At 48.3% G+C, this 20,954-nt stretch carries 20 protein-coding genes, 1 pseudogene and 1 riboswitch; of the genes and pseudogenes, 10 read left to right on the forward strand and 11 right to left on the reverse strand.

Annotated features, from left to right (window positions below; all coding sequences use genetic code 11):
- The first annotated feature begins 6 nt into the window (after positions 1–6).
- Positions 7–1,821, forward strand: coding sequence for an IucA/IucC family protein (locus CP943_RS06550; protein WP_020450902.1), 1,815 nt, complete (start codon positions 7–9; stop codon positions 1,819–1,821).
- A 41-nt stretch (positions 1,822–1,862) separates the two neighbouring features.
- Here the strand turns inward: CP943_RS06550 and CP943_RS06555 are convergent, their stop codons facing one another.
- Both CP943_RS06555 and CP943_RS06560 read right to left on the reverse strand, forming a co-directional pair.
- Positions 1,863–2,303 (reverse strand): GNAT family N-acetyltransferase, encoded by a 441-nt coding sequence (locus CP943_RS06555; protein ID WP_020450903.1) that lies wholly within the window; start codon positions 2,301–2,303, stop codon positions 1,863–1,865.
- A 173-nt stretch (positions 2,304–2,476) separates the two neighbouring features.
- A complete protein-coding gene (locus CP943_RS06560) occupies positions 2,477–3,310 on the reverse strand; it encodes a dehydrogenase/reductase SDR family member 1 (RefSeq protein ID WP_020450904.1) in 834 nt (277 codons plus the stop codon).
- 111 nt (positions 3,311–3,421) lie between these two features.
- Between CP943_RS06560 and CP943_RS06565 the strand changes: the two genes are divergently transcribed.
- Positions 3,422–4,384, forward strand: coding sequence for a helix-turn-helix transcriptional regulator (locus CP943_RS06565; protein WP_020450905.1), 963 nt, complete (start codon positions 3,422–3,424; stop codon positions 4,382–4,384).
- Between the two features lie 73 nt (positions 4,385–4,457).
- Here the strand turns inward: CP943_RS06565 and metH are convergent, their stop codons facing one another.
- The 3 genes from metH to CP943_RS06580 form a co-directional block, all read right to left on the reverse strand.
- Positions 4,458–7,874, reverse strand: a complete 3,417-nt coding sequence (metH, locus tag CP943_RS06570; protein WP_105980871.1) for a methionine synthase — start codon at positions 7,872–7,874, stop codon at positions 4,458–4,460.
- Positions 7,867–9,696, reverse strand: coding sequence for a bifunctional homocysteine S-methyltransferase/methylenetetrahydrofolate reductase (locus tag CP943_RS06575; RefSeq protein WP_026579911.1), 1,830 nt, complete (start codon positions 9,694–9,696; stop codon positions 7,867–7,869). The genes metH and CP943_RS06575 overlap by 8 nt, the downstream gene beginning before the upstream one ends.
- A 79-nt stretch (positions 9,697–9,775) precedes the next feature.
- A riboswitch (SAM riboswitch) is annotated at positions 9,776–9,887 on the reverse strand.
- Positions 9,888–9,964: 77 nt separating this feature from the next.
- A complete protein-coding gene (locus CP943_RS06580; protein WP_003180528.1) occupies positions 9,965–10,456 on the reverse strand; it encodes a YajQ family cyclic di-GMP-binding protein in 492 nt (163 codons plus the stop codon).
- Between the two features lie 140 nt (positions 10,457–10,596).
- Here CP943_RS06580 and CP943_RS06585 point away from each other — a divergent pair.
- Positions 10,597–11,465, forward strand: a pseudogene (locus tag CP943_RS06585) (CvfB family protein).
- 37 nt (positions 11,466–11,502) lie between these two features.
- Here CP943_RS06585 and CP943_RS06590 read toward each other — a convergent pair.
- Positions 11,503–11,625, reverse strand: coding sequence for a DUF3941 domain-containing protein (locus tag CP943_RS06590; protein WP_023856637.1), 123 nt, complete (start codon positions 11,623–11,625; stop codon positions 11,503–11,505).
- Between the two features lie 155 nt (positions 11,626–11,780).
- Between CP943_RS06590 and CP943_RS06595 the strand changes: the two genes are divergently transcribed.
- Positions 11,781–11,987, forward strand: a complete 207-nt coding sequence (locus CP943_RS06595; protein ID WP_026579910.1) for a spore germination protein — start codon at positions 11,781–11,783, stop codon at positions 11,985–11,987.
- A 243-nt stretch (positions 11,988–12,230) separates the two neighbouring features.
- Here the strand turns inward: CP943_RS06595 and CP943_RS06600 are convergent, their stop codons facing one another.
- Positions 12,231–13,091 (reverse strand): DegV family protein, encoded by an 861-nt coding sequence (locus CP943_RS06600; protein WP_020450911.1) that lies wholly within the window; start codon positions 13,089–13,091, stop codon positions 12,231–12,233.
- A gap of 163 nt (positions 13,092–13,254) precedes the next feature.
- Between CP943_RS06600 and CP943_RS06605 the strand changes: the two genes are divergently transcribed.
- Both CP943_RS06605 and CP943_RS06610 read left to right on the forward strand, forming a co-directional pair.
- Complete coding sequence (locus CP943_RS06605) at positions 13,255–14,097, forward strand: YitT family protein (RefSeq protein WP_020450912.1); 843 nt, start codon at positions 13,255–13,257, stop codon at positions 14,095–14,097.
- Positions 14,098–14,112: 15 nt separating this feature from the next.
- Positions 14,113–14,565 (forward strand): BsuPI-related putative proteinase inhibitor, encoded by a 453-nt coding sequence (locus CP943_RS06610; protein ID WP_020450913.1) that lies wholly within the window; start codon positions 14,113–14,115, stop codon positions 14,563–14,565.
- Positions 14,566–14,654: 89 nt separating this feature from the next.
- Here CP943_RS06610 and guaC read toward each other — a convergent pair whose 3' ends face one another.
- The 4 genes from guaC to CP943_RS06625 form a co-directional block, all read right to left on the reverse strand.
- Positions 14,655–15,635 (reverse strand): GMP reductase, encoded by a 981-nt coding sequence (gene guaC / locus CP943_RS06615; RefSeq protein ID WP_020450914.1) that lies wholly within the window; start codon positions 15,633–15,635, stop codon positions 14,655–14,657.
- Between the two features lie 177 nt (positions 15,636–15,812).
- Complete coding sequence (locus tag CP943_RS06620) at positions 15,813–16,001, reverse strand: DUF3813 domain-containing protein (protein ID WP_020450915.1); 189 nt, start codon at positions 15,999–16,001, stop codon at positions 15,813–15,815.
- Position 16,002: 1 nt separating this feature from the next.
- Positions 16,003–16,143, reverse strand: coding sequence for a hypothetical protein (locus tag CP943_RS22410; RefSeq protein ID WP_003180548.1), 141 nt, complete (start codon positions 16,141–16,143; stop codon positions 16,003–16,005).
- 98 nt (positions 16,144–16,241) lie between these two features.
- Positions 16,242–17,054 carry a Cof-type HAD-IIB family hydrolase gene (locus CP943_RS06625; protein WP_020450916.1) on the reverse strand — a complete coding sequence of 271 codons (813 nt, stop codon included), beginning with the start codon at positions 17,052–17,054 and terminating at the stop codon, positions 16,242–16,244.
- Between the two features lie 122 nt (positions 17,055–17,176).
- Here CP943_RS06625 and CP943_RS06630 point away from each other — a divergent pair, with 122 nt between their 5' ends.
- The 4 genes from CP943_RS06630 (at position 17,177) to argJ (ending at position 20,950) form a co-directional block, all read left to right on the forward strand.
- Complete coding sequence (locus tag CP943_RS06630) at positions 17,177–17,944, forward strand: prolyl oligopeptidase family serine peptidase (protein ID WP_026579908.1); 768 nt, start codon at positions 17,177–17,179, stop codon at positions 17,942–17,944.
- A 62-nt stretch (positions 17,945–18,006) separates the two neighbouring features.
- A complete protein-coding gene (locus CP943_RS06635) occupies positions 18,007–18,315 on the forward strand; it encodes a metal-sulfur cluster assembly factor (protein ID WP_003180552.1) in 309 nt (102 codons plus the stop codon).
- A 357-nt stretch (positions 18,316–18,672) separates the two neighbouring features.
- The gene (gene argC, locus CP943_RS06645; RefSeq protein WP_023856640.1) at positions 18,673–19,710 is read left to right on the forward strand and encodes an N-acetyl-gamma-glutamyl-phosphate reductase; all 1,038 of its coding nucleotides are present in this window, start codon (positions 18,673–18,675) and stop codon (positions 19,708–19,710) included.
- 19 nt (positions 19,711–19,729) lie between these two features.
- Positions 19,730–20,950 carry a bifunctional ornithine acetyltransferase/N-acetylglutamate synthase gene (gene argJ, locus CP943_RS06650; protein WP_023856641.1) on the forward strand — a complete coding sequence of 407 codons (1,221 nt, stop codon included), beginning with the start codon at positions 19,730–19,732 and terminating at the stop codon, positions 20,948–20,950.
- Positions 20,951–20,954: the final 4 nt, after the last annotated feature.

Raw genomic sequence — 20,954 nt, forward strand, 5'->3', positions numbered from 1 at the left:
ATTTTCATGTTGTTTCAAGATGAATTAAAGAGGGTCCTCAATCCGGACAGGTGGACAGAAGTCAATCGGCGATTACTGGCGAAGATGCTTTCTGAGTATATGTATGAGGATATCATCAAGCCCGATTTCATTGAAACTGAAGACGGCATCAACCGGTATGAGCTGAGAACGGCGGAGGATAAGGTGTACCGGTTTGCCGCCAAACCCCGCATGTTTGACAGTTTTGACGCGATGCCGGAGACGATTGAAGTCTTCAAGAGCGGACAATGGACAAAACAAGTGAGCGCGATTGAATTTCTCCTCGATATCCAGCCGCATATCCCGATGAGTCCGGAAACAGCGGGGCATTTGATCAAAGAGTTCAACCATACGATGCTGGCGGATGCTCATCTTTTGGCAAAGGATGCGCTTACGGCTGACGAGCTGACCGAAGCCGATTATGCCGTCATTGAAGGCGAGATGACAGGCCATCCGTGGATCGTCTACAACAAAGGAAGAATCGGTTTTGGCTATGATGACTACCTCCGGTTTGCACCGGAAAATCAGAGAGCCGAACGGCTGCTGTGGATCGCTGTACACAAAGAGACCGCGTCATTCCACTCAGTTGAAGGACTCGATTATGAAACGCTGATTCATAAAGAGCTTGATGAGCTGACTTTAAGGCAGTTCGCTAAAGTGATAGAAAAGCAGGACGCAGCCAGTGAAGACTATTATTATCTGCCCGTCCACAAATGGCAGTGGACAAATACGATCATTCAGCAGTTTCCGGAAGAAATTGCTTCAAAAGCGATCATTCCTTTAGGGGAAGGCGGAGACGAGTACCTGCCGCAGCAGTCGATCAGGACCTTTACAAACATCACAAACAAACACAAGCATCATATTAAACTGCCGATGAGCATTTTAAATACGCTTGTATACAGAGGACTGCCGTCGGAGCGGACGGTGATCGCGCCGAGAATTACTGAGCATATTAAAGGGATCGCCGAAAACGACGCATTTCTAAAAGATGAATGCAGGGTGATCCTGCCGGGCGAAAATGCCAGTCTGAACGTTGATCACCAATACTATCATGCTCTTGAAAAAGCCCCGTATCAATATTTGGAAATGCTCGGCGCTATTTTCAGAGAAAGCATTTATACGTATTTGGAAGATGGAGAGCAGCCTGTTACGCTCGCTTCTTTAACATACATTGATCAAGGCGGCGTGCCGTTTATCAGGCGCCTGATCGAAAAGTCGGAGCTGTCAGCGGAGGAGTGGATCGGAAAGCTGTTTAACACCGTGATGCCGCCGCTTCTGCATTTCATGTACCGCTACGGAACCGTATTTTCGCCGCACGGACAAAATACGATTCTCGTCTTAAAAGATTATCAGCCGCACAGGCTGGCGATTAAAGATTTTGTAGATGACGTCAATATCAGCGACCAGCCGCTGCCTGAACTGAGCGGTTTGACAGAAGATTTAAAAGTCGTTCTCAGAAGCGAGCCGCCGGAAGGGCTTGTGCAGTTTATCTTTACAGGGCTTTTCATTTGCCATTTGCGCTATGTGGCCAACATTTTGGAAAATGACGGTCTGCTTCCTGAAAAGCGCCTGTGGAAAGCTTTGGCTGATGCGATTTTGGAATATCAGCAGAGATTTCCTGAACTGCATGAGCGCTTCGAATTGTTCGACTTATTCAAGCCGGAATTGACGAAGCTCTGCCTCAACAGAAACCGGATGGTCGACTACGGCTATAAGGACGGAGATGACCGCCCGCACGCCTCCGAATTCGGAAAAGTGACAAACGCGCTTGCGCAATTTAAAAAAGAGGCCGCAAAGCTTTAATGCTCATGCGGCAGAGAATGCCCCGCTTCCGGCGGGGTTTTTTATGTCAATTTCTTATACATCAAAATATGAGGTCCGATCGGCGGTATATCGTAGACCCCGCCTTGTTCGCTGAAGCCGAGCTTTTTATAGTACCCGCTCACAGATGTCCTGGCGTTGCACCATAAAAGGTCTGCGCCTTTTTTCCGAAGAAGCTCTTCGGCATGGCGGATAAGCGTACTGCCCGCTTTTTGCTCGCGGTACCCTTCAAGTGTCGCCATCCCTCTCAGCTGATACTGTTTTTGGCCTTCAAGCTCTGAATGTTCGGCTTGATGAAAGGAGGCGATGCTGATCAGCCTGTCCCGATAATATCCGCCGAGGTGAAACGTGCCCCCGAGCAAATCGGTTTCATACTTGCATGCTTCCAGCGGCTGATTCGGCCGGAGAATGCGGTGCCTGATCTCATACGTATCTTCCGCGTTTATAGGTTTGACTTCAATCATATGATTCCTCCTTCAGTTGCAGTTCAGATTGGGCGAACGAAATTCCGCGTGCTGTTGAAATCATGACTGTCATTCCATTATATAACGTTGGCGGAAACGATCAAAGCAGGATAAACGCCTTCACCTGATCTGCCTTTAAAGAATCATTTCCCCCGAGAGGCGATCCCTAATCCCTATATCGTAAATGGCGGAATATACCGTCCGTCCACATCTGTAAACTGATATTCTTTGGCTAAATCACCAACTCTTAACGCACGTCCGCTTTTCTCCATCACATCCGGATCTTTGGCCAATGCTGTGATTCCGCGTCCGACATAATAAGGCGTTTCGGTTTTCCTTAAATCTTCTGACTCCTGCCAATCCGCCTCATCTGATTTATGGTACTTCAGCACAAGTTCGGTTCTCATAAATCCCGGCGAAACGGCAAGAACGGCAATGTTGTCCCGTTTTAATTCCAATGAAAGACCGTACGCCATCCGGACGATGGCGTTCTTGGCCAAATCGTAATAAAACTGTCCGGTGTATTTGTTCTCATCCCAAAAGGTCGTATGAATGATAAGAGCTTGTTTATTTTCGCGAAGGAGCGGCACGGCGAAGTGGTTCGTCGCCAGCTGGGCGCGCACCCCTGCGGTGAACATCGTATCCCAATTTTTTAATGACAATTCCCAAAAAGGCTTTGCCTCGACACCCAGATCGTGCGCACCCCATACATTGTTGATCAAGATATCCAGTTTTCCTTGTTCTTCGCGAATTTTAGCGATGACAGCCTCTGTTTCTGAATCGTTCGTATGATCACATCTTACAGCAATACCCTTTCCGCCGGAAGCTTCAATTTGTGACACGGTGTCATCAATTGTACCGGGCCATTGATTCGTGGAAGCCCCCCTGATGCTGCGGCCTGTCATATACACGGTTGCACCGGCTTTTCCAAGTTCGACAGCGATGGCGCGGCCGGCGCCTCTGCTTCCGCCTGTTACGAGAGCGATTTTTCCTTTCAGCGGTTTCATTCATCCCATTCCTTTCATTATAAAAGATATGCTCATTATAAAAGCTGAATCTTGACAACCATTGTCATATTTTATTAAATAAGTTCATCCATTGATAAAAAAGGTGGTCATATGAGAGGAGATCGACTGATATCTATTCTTTTAATGCTTCAGGCGCAGGGACAAATGACGGCGAAAGAATTAGCGGAAAGGCTGGAAGTCTCGGAGCGGACGATTTACAGAGATATGGAAGCGTTAAGCGGAGCTGGAATTCCCGTTGTGGCCGAGCGCGGGATTAACGGAGGCTGGTCATTGCTTGATGATTACCAAACCACTTTAACCGGTTTAAAAGAATCTGAAATACGCGCATTATTTGTCCCGCTTTCTGAACAATTGCTGGACGATCTCGGATTAACCCGCATATCCGAAGAAGCCCGAAATAAACTGATAGCCTCGCTGCCTTCGGTATATCGTCAAAACGCAAAAGACGTGTGGAACCGAATATATGTTGATACCCGTGCATGGCGCCATAAGAAAGAAAAAGCAGCATCCTTTGAAGTGCTGAAAGATGCCATATGGAAAGATCAAAAATTAAAAATCGTTTATCAGCGGGCAGATGGACAAACAGCTGATCGAATTGTAGCACCGCTTGGACTGGTAGCTAAAGGGTCAAACTGGTATCTGATTGCATCTAAAGAAAATGGGGAGATTCGAAATTACAGGGCTTCACGGATTCATTCTGCCACTCCTGTCCGCGAAACATTTGAAAGGCCCGAAAACTTTGATATTGCTCACGTATGGCAGTCTTCAACAAAGGAATTTATCGAAAGGCTGCCGACGTATGAAGTGCGGGTGAAGGCGGCGCAGGACATCTTGCCGAGGCTGTCGTTTACCAATTATTTTGTGCGGATCATCGAAACAAATGAGGTCGATCAGGAGGGGTGGATCCCCGTTACATTATCTTTTGATACGGAAGAAGAAGCGAAAAGGTATATACTCGGGTTCGCAGAGCACATAAGGATTATTGAACCTAAAGAACTGCACGGGAAGATACTCAACATGGCTGAATCCATTGTTGCTCATTATAAATCCTGAAGTATTCGCGGCATATGTTACGTCCATACAAAATGAACCCTGCAGGCCGCAAACGGCAAGCAGGGTCTTCGGGTTAATGAACATTGAAATATCTGGCTTCCGGATGGGAGACAACGATCGCTGATACGGAAGCTTCGGGCTCCATCATAAAGCCATCTGTTAAATGAACGCCGATTCCTTCAGGCTGGATGAGTCTGAAGAGTTTTTCCTGATCTTCGAGATTCGGACAGGCCGGATATCCGAAGGAGTAGCGCTGTCCCTGGTATTTCGCCTGAAAACGCTGTTCCATCGTGAAGTCTGGTGCATCAGGGAAGCCCCAGCGGTCGCGGATAACTTGGTGCGTCCGTTCGGCGAGTCCTTCGGCCAGCTCAAGAGCAAGCGCTTGTACCGCATGACTTTTCAAGTAGTCGCCTTCCTCCTTAAAGCGGTTTGCGGCTGCTCTTACATGTCTGCCCGCTGTCACGGCAAAGAACGAGACATAATCGAGCTCTCCTTTCGGTCGGACATAATCGGAAATACAGCGGTACGGAAGCTTTTCCTGCCTAGGAAAAACAAACGTTTCAAGGATGCTGTCTTTGTTCCCGGGGTCTAAAATATGGAGCGAATCCCCGTCGCTGTACGCGGGGAAAAATTGATAGACGACGGCGGGGTCGAACCAGCCGTGCTCTTTCCCGTCTCTCAGCAACTCGTCAATCAGCTCTTTCAGCTCCAGTGCTTTCGGATGCTGTTCAGCCAGGAGCTTTTTGACTTTTCCTTTCAAGCCGAGGTGATGGCCGAGCAGCATTTGTTCATTGACATACGGCACGATATAGGAAAGGTCGATGTTTTTCAAATAGTGCCGCTTCAAGTCTTCCGGCTGAAAGACCGGCGCCTGCGGAACGTGCGCCCGTTTTTCAAGCATTTCAATCACGGCTTTCGTCTGCTTTTTCTCCGTGACGGCGGCGGGTGCAGCGGCTTCTTTTTTCTCGAGAAACTGCGACGGGTCCGTCCGCAGCTGATTGGCGAGCGATAAGCCGTCCATGGCGTCCTTCGCGTATAAAACCGGCCCTTTATATTCAGGCGAAATTTTCATGTTCGTGAACTTTCTTGAAAGCGCGGCTCCGCCGACCATAATCGGGATGGAAATATCCGCTTTGTCGAGGTCCTGCGCTGTAACGACCATTTGCTGCGCCGATTTGACGAGCAGGCCGGACAGACCGATGATATCGGGATTCTCTTTGCGGACCGCTTCAATTAATTCCTGCGGTGTCACTTTAATCCCAAGATCGACAACCTTGTAGCCGTTGTTGCTTAAAATGATGTCGACTAAGTTTTTGCCGATATCATGGACATCGCCTTTAACGGTTGCCAAAACGATCTTTCCTTTGCCGCTGTCGTCTTTCTTTTCCATATACTGTTCGAGAAAGGAAACGGCAGCTTTCATGACTTCTGCCGACTGCAGCACTTCAGCGACAATCAGCTCATTGTTGTTAAACAGCCGTCCGACCTCCGCCATGCCGTCCATAAGCGGACCGTTGATCACGTCGAGCGGGGCGGCAAATTTTTTCAACGCTTGTTCGAGATCGGGAATCAAGCCTTCTTTTGTACCCTCGATGACGTACTCAGCCAAGCGCTCTTCCAGGGAAAGAGATGTTTTCGGCTGTTTGTCCGTTTTTTTCTTTCCGCGGTAGAAGTCAGTGAAGGATGCGAGCGTTTTGTCATCAGTGTGAAACAGAAGTTTTTCAGCCATTTCGACTTCTTCTTTAGGAATGGAAGCGAACCGCTCAAGCTTTTCCGTATTGACGATCGCGTAATCAAGCCCGGCCTGTGTTGCGTGGTACAAGAATACAGCATTTAAGATTTCCCGGCCGACGGGCGGAAGACCGAATGAGACGTTGCTGACGCCGAGAATCGTTAAACATTCAGGGAGCCGCTCTTTGATGAGGCGGATGCCTTCGATCGTTTCTTTAGCTGAGCCGATGTATTGTTCATCACCTGTTCCGACAGGGAAGACGAGCGGATCGAAGATGATATCGCTGGCCGGTATTCCGTACTTTTCGGTGAGCAGCTGATACGACCTGACGGCGACGGCCAGCTTCTTTTCCGCGGTGACCGCCATTCCCTCTTCATCGATCGTACCGACGACGAGTGCCCCTCCGAACTGTTTGACGAGCGGGAGGATGTCAGCGAACCGTTCTTCGCCGTCTTCAAGGTTGATCGAATTGATGATCGCTTTTCCCTGTGAGTATTTCAGCGCCTTTTCAATCACCGTTTTGTCCGTCGAGTCGATGACAAACGGGGCTTTTACTTTTTTCATCGCTTCTGTTAAGAAGCCTTCCATATCTTCCGCTTCATCGCGGTCCGGGTCTGCAAGGCAGATGTCGATGACATGGGCGCCGTTTTTCACTTGGGCTCTCGCGATTTCGGATGCTTCCTCAAATTTCTGTTCGGCGATCAGCCGCTTGAATTTTCTCGATCCGATGACATTTGTCCGCTCCCCGACAAAAAGGGGACGCATCGTTTCTTCATAAATTAGTCCGTCGATCCCTGAGACGGTGTGCGGCTTTTTTTCCGAAGGGACCGTCCGCGGCGGCAGCGAGGCTACTTCATCGGCCAGCGCTTCAATATGGGCGGGCGTCGTTCCGCAGCAGCCGCCGACAATGTTCAGCCAGCCTTCTTCTGCAAACGCCTTGATTTTTTTCGCGAGCGATTGCGGTGATTCATGGTATTGTCCCTCCTCATCGGGGAGGCCGGCATTCGGATAGCAGCTGACGGCCGTCCTCGCAAGGGAAGAAAGGGTTCTGATGTGATCTGTCATAAATTCCGGGCCCGTCGCGCAATTTAAACCGACGCTGACCGGCTTCATATGCTCGAGTGAGATATAGAACGATTCGATATCCTGGCCGGCCAGTGTCGTGCCCATCGGTTCGATCGTGCCTGATACCATGAGGGGAAGGGTTTTGCTGGTTTTTTCGAAGGCTTGTCTGATGCCGATAAAGCCCGCTTTAACGTTCAGCATATCCTGGCTCGTTTCGAGCAGCAAGAGGTCGGCTCCCCCTGTGATCAGCGCTCTTGCCTGTTCCTCGTAATTATCGATCAGCTCGTCAAAGGTCGTGCCGCCGGTGACGGAAAGGGTTTTTGTCGTCGGACCCATCGCGCCGGCGACAAACCTTGGCCATTCAGGTGTGGAAAACTTTTCGGCGGCCGCTTTGGCGAGTTTGACTGAAGCGAGGTTGACTTCATAGGCGCGCTGCCCGAGGTCGTACTCGTCCAGAACGAGCCGTGTGGCTCCGAATGTATTGGTTTCGATGATATCGGCTTTAGCGGCCAGATAGGCTTCGTGGATGCCCTGAATGATATGAGGTGCCGTGATGCTTAGAAATTCATTGCACCCTTCATAGGTCTCGCCGCCGAAGTCAGCGGCGGACAAACCGGCATTCTGGATCATCGTTCCCATCGCACCGTCAAGGACGAGGATTTTTTTCTTCAGCTGGTCATTGATGTTAGACATTTGTTTTCTCCTTTTCTTTCTGGTGGATATATGCCGTCAGTTCGGCGGTTAAATCAGACCGCAAAAACGGTGTGATCAGATAAATGCCGTTGAACAGGTCGCACGCCGCATCAAGCAGGGAGCGGGCGATCGCGAGCCCTTCCTCGGCCTGTTTTTGTTTGTCATTTCCCGCCAGCGCCATCTTTTCGCGGATTGAATCGGACAGTTTGATGCCGGGGATTTCGTTGTGGATGAATTCCGCGTTGCGGCTGCTGGTCAGCGGCATGACGCCGATATAGATCGGTGTTTCAAGATGCTTTGTTTCTTCGTGGATTTTGATGAGCTGCTCCTCTGAATAGACAGGCTGGGAAATGAAATAGTCTGCGCCGCAGGCGATTTTTTTCTCAAGCCGTTTCACCGCTTTGTCAATGTGTCTGACATTCGGATTGAAGGCGGCCGCCACTGAGAAATTTGTTTTCTTGCCGAGCGGTTTACCTGAATATGACAAGCCTTCGTTAAATTGCTTGATCAGGCTGATCAAATCGAACGATGTCAGATCATAGACGGAAGTCGCTCCCGGAAAGTCGCCGATTTTCGACGGATCGCCGGTAATCGCCAGTACGTCTGACAGCCCCAGTGTATCGAGCCCCATTAGATGGGACTGCAGGCCGATCAGGTTGCGGTCTCTGCATGTAATATGGATCAGCGACCTCATATCGAGGCGCTGTTTTAAGAGCGCGCCGCAGGCGACATTGCTGATCCTCGGTGTGGCAAGCGAGTTGTCCGCCAATGTCAGTGCATCGATTCCGGCTGATTGAAGCTCTTTAGCGGCGTGCAAAAATTTCTCAAAGTTTAATTGTTTTGGAGGATCGAGTTCGACGATAATGGACCGTTTTTGCTTGGCCAGATCGTCGAGAACGGGCTCTGTCCTTTCGTTTTGAACAGCAAGCGCCGCTTTCTTTCTGATTTTCACGCGCTTTTCGGTGACTGGAGGAAGCCCTTTGACCGCCTCAGCCATCGCCCTGATGTGGTTCGGCGTGGTTCCGCAGCAGCCGCCGATGATCCGTGCGCCTTGATTGCGGAATTCCTCCGCGCTTTCCCTGAAATATTCATCATCTGTCTCATAAACAAGCCTGCCTTCGACAAGGGACGGGAGGCTGCTGTTCGGATAGACGGAAAGATAGGCGTCTTCTAAAAGCGGGACTTCTTCAAGCGCTCTGATCATATGATAAGGGCCGAGGCGGCAGTTGATGCCAACGACGTCTGCGCCGAGGGATGCCAGCTGCTTCAGGCAGTCCGCAAGCGGGGTTCCGTCCTGAAGAACGCCCTCTTCGTGCATTGAGACATTCAAAATGATCGGCAGCTCTGTTTCCTTTCTGGCAATCTTTAAAACTTCGCGCGCTTCTTCTAAATCATAATAGGTTTCGAGCAGAAGTCCGTCCGGCTGCTCATTTAACAGAAGATAGAGCTGTTCGCGGAAGCTTCTTTTAATGTCCTCGAGAGAATACGAGTTTTTGTTGAACGTCCGGATTCCGCCGAGCGTACCGAGAACATAAGCAGAACCGGCGGCGGAGCGGGCGAGACGGACCGCTTTTTCGTTGATTTGTTTTGTTTCGTCTTCGAGCCCGTATCTGGACAGCTTGATGAAGTTTGCGCCGTACGTGTTCGTTTGAATGATATCGGCGCCGGCCTGTACATACGCTTCGTGGACGCGTCTCACTTCTTCGGGCTTGGAGATGTTCAGTTCCTCAAAACACCTGTCGATCCCGTAGGAATACAGAAGTGTGCCCATTGCGCCGTCCGCGATTAACGTTTTGCTTTTTATATCCTCCAAAAAACCCATCGTTTTCCCCCTTAAGCATTTTTGATAAACAAAAAAGTCTTCTGTGAAGCAGAAGACTTTTCATCGACATTTGTCCGTCTTCTTATCTTCCAAGCAGACTGCTTGCTGGATTTAGCACCTTGGTCATGAATATTCATTCACCGGTTGCTGAGGCTTCATCGGGCCAGTCCCTCTGCCTCTCTTGATAAGAACAGCTATTTAGTTTCTATTGATTACTTTTACTCAATTTACCGAAAATCGGGAGAATAATCAACAGTAAATTAAGAATTTATCGAAAATTTATAAATTGGACATCAATCGGCAGGTCGGCTTCCCTCACCATCGCGATGATTTGCTGAAGGTCGTCTTTATTTTTTCCGGTTACGCGGACTTGATCATCCTGCACTTGCGATTTAACTTTCAGACCCGATTTTTTTATCAGGTTATTGATTTTTTTCGCGTTTTCTTTGTCGATGCCCTGAACTAGTTTTCCGCGCTGTCTGACCGTGCCGCCTGAAGCGTTCTCAAGCTTTGAGTATTCGATGTTTTTCGTCGGGACGTTCCGCTTGATCAGTTTGCCGACAAGCACGTCTTTCAGCTGGTTCATTTTAAATTCGTCGTCCGATACGAGAACGAGCTCGTCTCCTTCGAGTGTGATGCTGCTTTTTGACCCTTTGAAATCATAGCGTGTGCCGATTTCCTTGAGAGCGGTCTGAATTGCGTTTTGAACTTCAGGCAGTTCAACCTTTGAGACGATATCAAATGAGCTTTCTTTCGCCATGTGAAAACCTCCATCCATTTTACTTATGAGTCAATTATAGTAGAATAAGGTGAAACTTCCAATATCGAGCGGTTTGCCTGGCCGCGATCCGGCAATAATTTTAACATTGGAGGAATAATAAGAAAAAGAAAAACAGGCGGATAAGAAAGGAAGAAACAGTATGAAACCAGGACAGCAGCTAACATTGAAAATAGATCATAAAGCCGATTACGGTTACTTTTTGACGGACGGCGAAACGGCGGTCCTTCTGCATCAGAGCGAGATCACGGAGGATATTGAAGACAGAGAAGAGGTCGATGTCTTTTTATATGTCGATCATGAAGATCGCTTGGCGGCTACGATGAGAAAGCCGATGATCAGCGCTGAACAGTACGGCTGGGTGGAAGTCGTTGATGCCGTCAGCGGCATGGGGGTTTTCGTCGATGTCGGGCTCTCGAAGGACGCCCTCGTTGCGACAGAGCATCTCCCGCCGTATGAATCAGTATGGCCGCAAAAAGGGGACAGGCTGTACTGTATGCTGAAAATCACGGGGCACGGAAGGATGTTTGCCAAACCGGCGCCGGAGGATAAGATCAGCGAGCTGTTTAGTGAAGCTTCACCCGGTCTGATGAATAAAGAGCTCACCGGAACGATCTACCGCTTGATCGCATCAGGCTCTTTTATGATTTCCGAAACCGGCATCAGAGGCTTTATCCATTCTTCTGAGCGAAAGGAAGAGCCGAGGCTTGGGGAAAAGCTGACCGCAAGGGTGATCAAAGTAAAAGAAGACGGTTCTGTTAATCTGTCGCTTCTGCCAAGAAAGCAGGATGCCTTATCGGTTGATGCAGAACAAATTTTGACTTATATGAGAACGAGAAACGGCGCGATGCCGTTCTGGGATAAAAGCGACCCTGAGGATATCAAAGAGCGCTTCAACATGAGCAAAGCAGCATTTAAAAGGGCGCTCGGCCATCTGATGAAACAGGATAAAATCTATCAGGAAGAGGGCTGGACATACGAGAAAAAATAAATATGAGGCGGCGTCCGATGAGGACGCCGCCGGTTTTTTACAAGTGATCAGGCTTCTTTGATTCCTGGTGTTTACCGGCTTGTCTGTTCTTTTCAGCGAGCCGGTTTTTCTGCTGGTTGACGGCGTTGTTGTCAACTGGCTTTTTATCATCATCTTTCATGAGGAAGCACCTCCTGTCAAAATGTCGCTTTTAGCTTGCACACTGCCGGCGAAACTATGTACTCTCCCAACCGCGATGTTTTTTGCCGGGAAGTTTATGCCTCCTTGTACCGCCAGCATACACATATCATAAGACCCAAAAAAAGGAGACTTGGTATGAAACATTGCTGCTCAGTTTACATTCAAAGTGTTTCGGCAGGAGGAGTCGTCAATTTTGGCGGTGCTTTCAAAATTTGTCCGATCACAATGGAAAAAGTGGTCGAGGGGTCTGGAGGTCCTGATGTCGCGACAGCGGCTGCCGGTTTTCTTGATGGAGCGCTTACACCGGTCGCCGCTGAAGGAACAGTCACCGAAGACAGCTGACGAAGAAGGCCTGCTTTTATCAAGCAGGCCTCAGCGTGTCGACAAACCCTCGCATTCTTTGTCAGGCCTGCGCGTCGGTGCTCACGAATTGCAACATTCGCTCCGCTCCGATGCTCGGCCTTCCTAAACTGCAAGGGTTTTCAATCACGCTGATAGGATGACAAAATCCCAAAACTAAGAGCCGTTTTGGGATTTTGTCAACAATCTAAGGCCTGCTTTTATAAAGCAGGCCTCTGTTTTACCTTATCTTTTGTCTTTCCCCGGAAAAAAGACCGCCAATGTTCCGGGGCCGGAATGGGCGCCGACCGCTGAACCGACCATGTTGACGACGATTTCCCCCGGCTGAAATTCGGCTTCGATCATCCGTTTGACCTCTTCGGCCGTCTCTTCGTCATCTCCGTGGCTGATGCCGACCGTCTGTCCGCTCAAATCGACGCTTCTTTCTTTCATCAATTCGATCATCCGTTTGAGCAGCTTCTTTTTGCCCCGGATTTTTTCCAAGGGGACAAGCTTGCCGTCTTCAACATGCAGGAGCGGTTTAATATTCAGCAAACCGCCGACAAAAGCCGATGCTTTGCTGATTCTTCCGCCTCTTGCCAAATAAGTCAGGTCATCTACGGTAAAAATATGTTCAAGATGTTCGCAAAAGTCCTTTACAGACGATTCAATTTCTTGTATTGTATTGCCGTTAGTTGCGAGTTTAAGGGCGTGCTTAACCGCGAGCCCATAGCCTAACGAAGCGCATTTTGAGTCGATGATCCGCAGATCGAAATCAGGGAACTCTTCCTTGACTTCGTTTGCTGCCATCACAGCCGTCTGGTATGTTCCGGAAAGCTCTGAAGAAAAGGCGATATAGAGAGCGGGTTTGTTTTCGCCGGCCAGCTCCCTGAATGCATTCTTGAACCGCATCATGGACGGCTGGGACGTTTTCGGCGCTTTGCCTTCGCGCATCGCTTCATAAACGTCCAGAGGCTGAATCGTCAGAAGGTCATCGTACTCTTTTTCATCAAGCAGCACCTTTAACGGAATAAATGAGATGTGATGTTCATCATAAAAAGATTTCGGCAAATCTGCCGCACTGTCTGCTAAAAGGTGAACGTTCATTTGAACCCCTTCTTTCTAAAAAATGGTGGAAAAGGACGCCAAACTGTCCTTCGGTATATTTCGTTTTTTAGGTCAACTATATCATATATTTTTACATTGACGTTTTCAAAATATTGTTTTAAGGGTAAACCAAATATATACGAAAGTAGCGGAGGAACTAAATATGGTCATAGCTGAAGCAAAAAAATTGTTCATTGTCATCATCGGCGCCTTGTTAAATGCCATCGGATTGAATCTGTTTCTGATTCCCGCCGATGTTTACGCCAGCGGCTTTACGGGGGTGGCGCAGCTTTTATCGAGTGCGCTTGACCAGTACAGCCCGATTTACTTTTCAACGGGGACGCTATTGTTTATTTTAAACATTCCCGTCGGGATTCTGGGCTGGCTGAAGGTCGGGCGCTCATTTACGGTTTACAGCATTTTGAGCGTAGCCTTGACGACGGTCTTTTTAGGAATGCTCCCTGAGGCGAGCCTGTCAAACGATATTTTGCTGAACGCCGTGTTCGGCGGGGTGATCGCCGCGGTCGGAATCGGCCTGACCCTTAAATACGGGGCTTCAACGGGCGGTTTGGATATTATCGCGATGATCCTGGCGAAGTGGAAAGACAAACCGGTCGGCACCTATTTCTTTATTTTAAACGGTGCGATCATTTTAACAGCAGGATTATTGAACGGGTGGGAGAAAGCATTATATACGCTCGTTACACTATATGTGACAACCAGGGTGATCGATGCCATCCACACCCGTCACGCCAAGCTCACCGTTATGATTGTCACAAAGAAAGCGGAGGAGATCAAAGAAGCGATTTACGGAAAGATGGTCCGCGGCATTACAACCGTTCCGGCGAAAGGCGCCTTTACGAATGAACAGAAAGAAATGATGATCATTGTGATTACAAGATACGAATTATACGACTTGGAAAAAATCATTAATGAAGTGGATCCAAATGCTTTCACAAACGTCGTGCAGACAACGCAGGTTTTAGGGTTTTTCCGCAAAGATTAATGAAAGGGTGAATGAATGCGGCTGATTTCCATGATTGTAATGTTGCTGTTTGTCGGTGGATGCGGGCAAAACGGGGATCAAGTCCCCGATAAGGAGGTATCAGGGGAAGTGAATAACGGGAGTGTAACATTAACGGTTGAACCCGTTCAGAAGCAGGGAGAAATCGAATTTCGGATGTCGGTTGTCAACCATACGGATGATGTGGCAGAGTTTGAATTCAGCAGCGGACAGAAATTTGAACTGATCGTCAGCGACAAAGAAGGGAATGAAAGGTACCGCTATTCGAAAGGAAAAATGTTTACGCAGGCGTTCCAGACGATGACGCTCAAACCGAAAGAGTCTTACGATTTTACTGATGTATGGAAAGAGGTGCCTGAACCCGGCACATATGAAGTAAACGTGACATTTTTGGGAAGATCGGAACAGTTTGCAACTTTGAGGGCCGGCAAATCGTTTGAAGTGAAATAGCCGTCAAAAAAGGCATCCCGGGAAGGATGCCTTTTTGTATGCTGTCAGGCAGAAGGGAAGGCGGCTGCCTGAACACCGCCCTGTGACCGTTAATATTGATCCCCATTGAAAATAGAATTTTTAACGATAACGTAGTCTACGTTGCGGATCGCATCGAGCTTGTTTCCTCCCGCGTAAGAAATGGATGACTGCAGATCCTGTTCCATTTCTGTCAGCGTATCCATGATCGCGCCTTTATGCTCCACGTACATTTTTTTGCCTTCGACATTTTTCTTTTCACCTTTTTGGTACTCAGAAGCCGAACCGAAATATTCTTTGTAAAGCTTGCCGTCTTTTTCGATCGTTGCCCCCGGCGATTCTTCATGTCCGGCAAACAGCGAACCGATCATGACCATTGTCGCCCCGAATCTGACCGATTTGGCGATGTCCCCGTGAGTGCGGATGCCGCCGTCTGCAATGATCGGCTTGCTCGCCGCTTTTGCACACCAGCGCAGCGCAGCCAGCTGCCAGCCGCCCGTTCCAAAACCGGTTTTAATTTTTGTAATGCAGACTTTTCCGGGACCGATGCCGACTTTTGTAGCGTCGGCGCCGGCGTTTTCAAGTTCTCTCACAGCTTCGGGCGTTCCGACATTTCCTGCGATCACGAAGCTGTCCGGAAGATGTTTTTTAATGTGCTGAATCATATTGATGACGGCGTTCGAGTGACCGTGAGCGATATCGATCGTGATGTAATCAGGCGTGAGATTCTCTTTCACCAGCTCTTCGATAAACGCGTATTCGTCATCTTTGACTCCGACGCTGATTGAAGAAAACAAACCGCGCGCCTTCATGTCTTTTACAAAATCGATCCGTGTTTCCGGCTCAAAGCGGTGCATCACATAAAAGTAACCGTTTTCCGCTAATGAAACAGCCAGCTTTTCATCTATAATGGTCTGCATATTGGCGGGCACCACAGGCAGTTTAAATGTTCTTCCGCCGAACTGCACGGACGGATCACATTCAGAGCGGCTCTTGACGATGCACTTTGCAGGAATTAGTTGAATATCTTCATAATCAAACACGTTTTCCAATATAAAAACCCCCAAAAACGAATATTTATTTGTTTGTTATATAAAATGTTCGCCTTTTATAATGTACTTCCTTTTGCTTCCGATGTCAAATTTTTATGTTTTGAAATTTGAAACATAAAAAAGGAGCCGTGCCGATGGCACAGACTCCTCTCCGGCTGTCAAAAAGCCGGCGTGTTGTTATGATCGTTGATCTAGCTGCTCCTGAAGATCGTGAAGCTGGCGCCGTTCGGCATCTGTTGAATTGGCGTATGCCGAGGAAAGGGCGTTTTTGGCTCTTGCAACGGCTTTCGCCTTTTCGCCTGAATCCGTCGAAGCTTCAGCTTCATGAACGGCTGCTTTGGCCATTTGAAACAGTTCGTTTCTCATGTTACAGCCCTCCGCATTCCGTCGGGCCGCTCTTTTGTTCAGCCTCTTCTAATGTGGAGCGGTAAGGGAACCTGGCGGCATGCTGTTTAAGCGAATCCTTGCCTTGCTGAATAAACCGTTTTGATTTGCTGCGTTTACCCATCTTGAAATTCCCCCTTAACACGAGTGACGGTCCGGTGCGGCCGTCTTCTCATAGTATTGCCGTTTTGAAAAGCCGTTTATGAATGGCAAATTATAATATTATAAAGCGAAGTAGTCCTTCAAAAAGACTGCGATTCCGTCTTCTTCGTTTGATTTTGTAACCTTGTTTGCAACGCTTTTTACCCCTTCGATGCCGTTGCCCATCGCCACGCCGCAGCCCGCGAACTCAAGCATTTCAAGGTCGTTGTCTTCATCGCCGAAGGCAATGACCCGCTCAGGCGGTATCCCGTAATAGTCCGTGATTTTCTCTAAGCCGACCGCTTTATTGATGCCGCTTTTAATCAGTTCGATCACATGCCACGGAGCCGCCCATCTTCGATGATCGACCATCTCCGCGTGAACGTCTGACAGGTAGGAGCGGATCGCCGGAACATCCTCCTCTTTTGCGTGGATCAGTACGCTTGTCACATCTTGGCCGAGGTTTGTCCTTAAATCTCCGACCGTAATATTCGGGCTGCCCATCGTAAAGACATCAATCAGTTTTTCGTCATGATAATGAAAATAAACATCATCGACAATTTCAGCAAGGATATTATGTACGTTGTATGTCTCGCTGACTTCAATAATCTGTTTGACCACCTCGAGATCAAGAGATGTATGGAAGCGTCCCCAGCTTTGATCTTTAGGATGATGGACAAACGCCCCGTTGAAATTGACGATCGGCGTATCGAGCTGGAGCTGATCATAATACACGGAGCTTGCTCGGAACGGTCTTCCCGTAGAAATGCACACGTAATGTCCATCTTCCCGCAGCTTGCGGATGACGTCGCTGGAGCTTTCCGAGATGGTCTTGTCGTCTTTTAATAATGTACCGTCTAAGTCCAATGCAATTAAATATGGTTTTGTCTCCATAAATGCTCCTTTGTTGTGAATTTGAAAGTTCTGACTTACCTATAGTGTATCTTTTTACCTTCTTTATTGTCTACATGTTAAACTTATGATGATGGACATCCTAAAAGGAGGAAGAAACAGTCGTGATCATAATCGAGAAGCAACATATTTCAAACATTCCTCTTTTGCATATTGTAAAAGAGGAGAAAAAAGAGAAAGCTCTTCCTCTTGTTTTCTTCATACATGGTTTTACAAGCGCAAAAGAGCATAACCTTCACTTCGCATATCTGCTTGCCGAAAAAGGAATGCGCGTGGTCCTGCCTGAGGCTCTTTATCACGGGGAGAGGGAAGAACAGCTCACTCAGGAAGAGCTCGCCCCGAGGTTTTGGGAGATCGTCACGAATGAAATCAAAGAGCTCGAAGTGCTGAAAAACCACTTTGAACAGGAAAACCTGATTGAAAAGGGCCGTATCGGCGCCGCCGGAACTTCGATGGGCGGTATTGTCACGCTCGGCGCTTTGACACAATACGAATGGATTACAACTGCCGTCAGTTTAATGGGCAGTCCCGCCTATGTAGAATTTTTTGATCAACAGCTCGCTTTTATGCGTGAAAAGAAAATTGAACTTCCTTTCACAGAAGGACAAATCGAACAGCAGCGCGATAAACTGAAGCGTTTTGACTTGAGTCTGCAGCCGGACAAATTGAAGATGAGGCCGCTTTTATTTTGGCACGGCAAACAGGATGGCACCGTTCCGTTTGCTTTGGCGCGCCGCTTCTATGAATCGACGATTCCGCTGTATAAAACTCGGCCTGATTTGCTGCATTTTATTGAAGATGAGCGGGCCGGGCATAAAGTATCAAGGGAAGGCCTTTTGAAAACAGTCGAATGGTTTGATGCGCACCTTTAAGTGCTATCGGTTTAGAAAATGAAAGAAGTGCGTTATACTGATGAAAAAAGGAGTGAGGAAGAGTGGATGAAGCATTAAAAGAGAACATCATGGGCGCCCTTGAACAGGTCGTTGACCCTGAACTGGGCGTCGATATCGTCAATCTCGGCCTTGTATATGACGTGGATATGGATGAAAACGGCAAAACTGACGTGACTATGACTTTGACTTCAATGGGCTGTCCGCTGGCGCCGATCATTGTGGATGAAGTCAAAAAAGCGCTCGCAGATATTCCCGAAGTCAAGGAAGTTGACGTTCATATCGTCTGGAATCCGCCTTGGACACGGGACAAAATGTCGCGATATGCGAAAATCGCACTTGGCATCCAATAAACGTTTCCAGAGCCTGCTCAACCGTTGACAGGCTCTTTCTGTTTTGAAAAGGGAGCCGCCGTAATAGATAACACGGGCGTATCCAGGCAGATCGCTACTCCCGTTATAAAAAGAACGCTTGTACAAGCGTTCTTTTTTTATTGCAAAAACGCCAGCCGGCACATTCTCCGGTTTGAAAAGCGGAGAATCCGGGAAGATGGGAACGGAGCACGACCAAGCCGCTGAAAAAGGACCGCCGGCGGGAGGAAAGAACCAATATGAAAGATGAACAAAAAATATTAAATATACAATTGAATTAATTTTTATTCATGTTATAATGTTAAATAATTTCACAAAGACCAAGAAGGTGAACTTGTTTTGAAAATAGGTATTATAGGTGCTACTGGCTATGGAGGGGCAGAGATTATGAGGATTATGAAGTTGCACCCTTATGCAGATGAATGCATATTGTATTCATCGAGTGATGAGGGAGCCCGCTATGATGCCGCATACCCGCACCTTATGAAACTGACAGATCAACACCTGCAACCGATCGAAGTAAAGAAAATTGCGAACGAAATCGATTTTTTATTTATGGCTGCGCCTCCGGGGGTATCCAGCCGGCTGACGCCACAGTTTGATGCATATGACATACCGATCATTGACCTGTCCGGCGATCTCAGGCTGCAGAACCCGAGCGTCTATGAAAAGTGGTATAAAAGGGAAGCCGCGCCTGAACACGTGCTTCAAAAAGCGGTATACGGACTGTCTGAGCTGAATCGGGAAGACATTAAAACGGCGCAGTACATAGCCAATCCAGGTTGTTTCCCGACAGCGGTTCTTCTCGGCTTGGCGCCGCTCGTCAAAAGCGGCAGCATCAACGAATCTTTTGTCATCATCGATGCGAAAACAGGGGTATCGGGAGCAGGCAGAAAGGCGTCGATGGGCACTCACTTTTCAGAGATCAATGACAATTTCAAAATATATAAGGTAAACGAACACCAGCATACGCCTGAAATCGAGCAGATTGTTAAACAATGGGACTCCGCATTTAAACCGATCACATTCAGCACGCATTTAGTTCCGATGACAAGGGGCATTATGGCGACCATCTACACAGAACTGAAAGACAGCATGGATGCTGAACAGCTCCAACTTATTTTTTCAAAATTTTATAAAGATTCATACTTTGTCAGAGTGAGGGAACCCGGTTCGTTCCCTGCAACTAAAGAGGTGTACGGCAGCAATTTTTGCGATATCGGCGTTACCGTTGATGAACGGACGAACAGAGTGACAATTGTGTCAGTGATCGATAACTTGATGAAGGGAGCCGCGGGTCAGGCTGTTCAAAACTTCAACATTATGAACGGCTGGAGCGAAACCGCCGGGCTTGAATTTACGCCAATTTATCCATAAGACGGGAGAGAACAAACATATGATTCAGGTGAGTCAAGACAGTATAAAAAAAACAGACGGAAATGTCGCTTCGCCTAAAGGCTATTTGGCAAAAGGGGTTCACTGCGGCCTCCGCTATTCAAAAAAGGATCTTGGAATTATCATCAGCTCAAGACCGGCGGTGAGCGCCGCCGTTTATACGCAAAGCCACTTTCAGGCTGCGCCGATCAAGGTGACGCAGGAAAGTCTCAAAAAAAGCGCGCATCTGCAAGCCGTCATCGTCAACAGCGCAAATGCCAACGCATGTACGGGAGAGCAGGGCTTAAAAGATGCATATGAGATGCGCCGCCAAAGCGCTGATATGCTTGGGATCGAGCCGGAACTGGTGGCCGTGTCCTCAACCGGCGTCATCGGCGAATACCTCAATATGGAGAGCATTACAAAAGGCATCAGCCTTCTCGCCGAGACTGAGCCTGCCGAAGGCGATTTCGAAGAAGCGATCTTAACGACAGACACGGTGATCAAACAAACGTGCTATGAACTGATGATCGGCGGTCAAAGAGTGACGATTGGCGGAGCAGCCAAAGGGTCGGGGATGATCCACCCGAATATGGCGACGATGCTCGGCTTTGTCACAACAGATGCATGCATCGAAGAAAGCGCGCTGCAAAGGGCATTAAGGGAAATTACGGACGTTTCATTCAACCAGATCACAGTCGACGGCGACACATCGACTAACGATATGGTGCTCGTCATGGCGAACGGATGCGCCGGAAATGAGCGCCTCCATGAAGAACACGAAGATTGGCCGGTTTTCAAAAAAGGCCTGCAGCTTGCCTGCACAGACCTCGCCAAACAAATCGCGAGAGACGGGGAAGGGGCGACAAAGCTGATCGAGGTTGAAGTGAACGGTGCGAAAAGCAATCTTGAAGCGCAAATCATCGCCAAAAAAATCGTCGGCTCAAACCTTGTAAAAACCGCGGTTTACGGAACGGATGCGAACTGGGGCAGAATCATTGTCGCGATCGGAGACAGCATGGCTGCTGTGACACCGGAGAAGGTAGAAATCTACCTGGGCGGCCAATGCCTTTTTAAAAATAACGAACCGCAGCCGTTTTCAGAAGAGCTGGCCAAAACATATTTAGAAAACAGCGAAGTGAAAATCGAGGTTCGCTTGCAGGAAGGTGACGGAAAGGGTACGGCTTGGGGCTGCGATTTAACTTATGAATACGTCAAAATCAATGCGAGCTATCGGACGTAAAAAG

Source organism: Bacillus paralicheniformis (assembly GCF_002993925.1).
In the GTDB taxonomy this organism is placed as follows: Bacteria; Bacillota; Bacilli; order Bacillales; family Bacillaceae; genus Bacillus; species Bacillus paralicheniformis.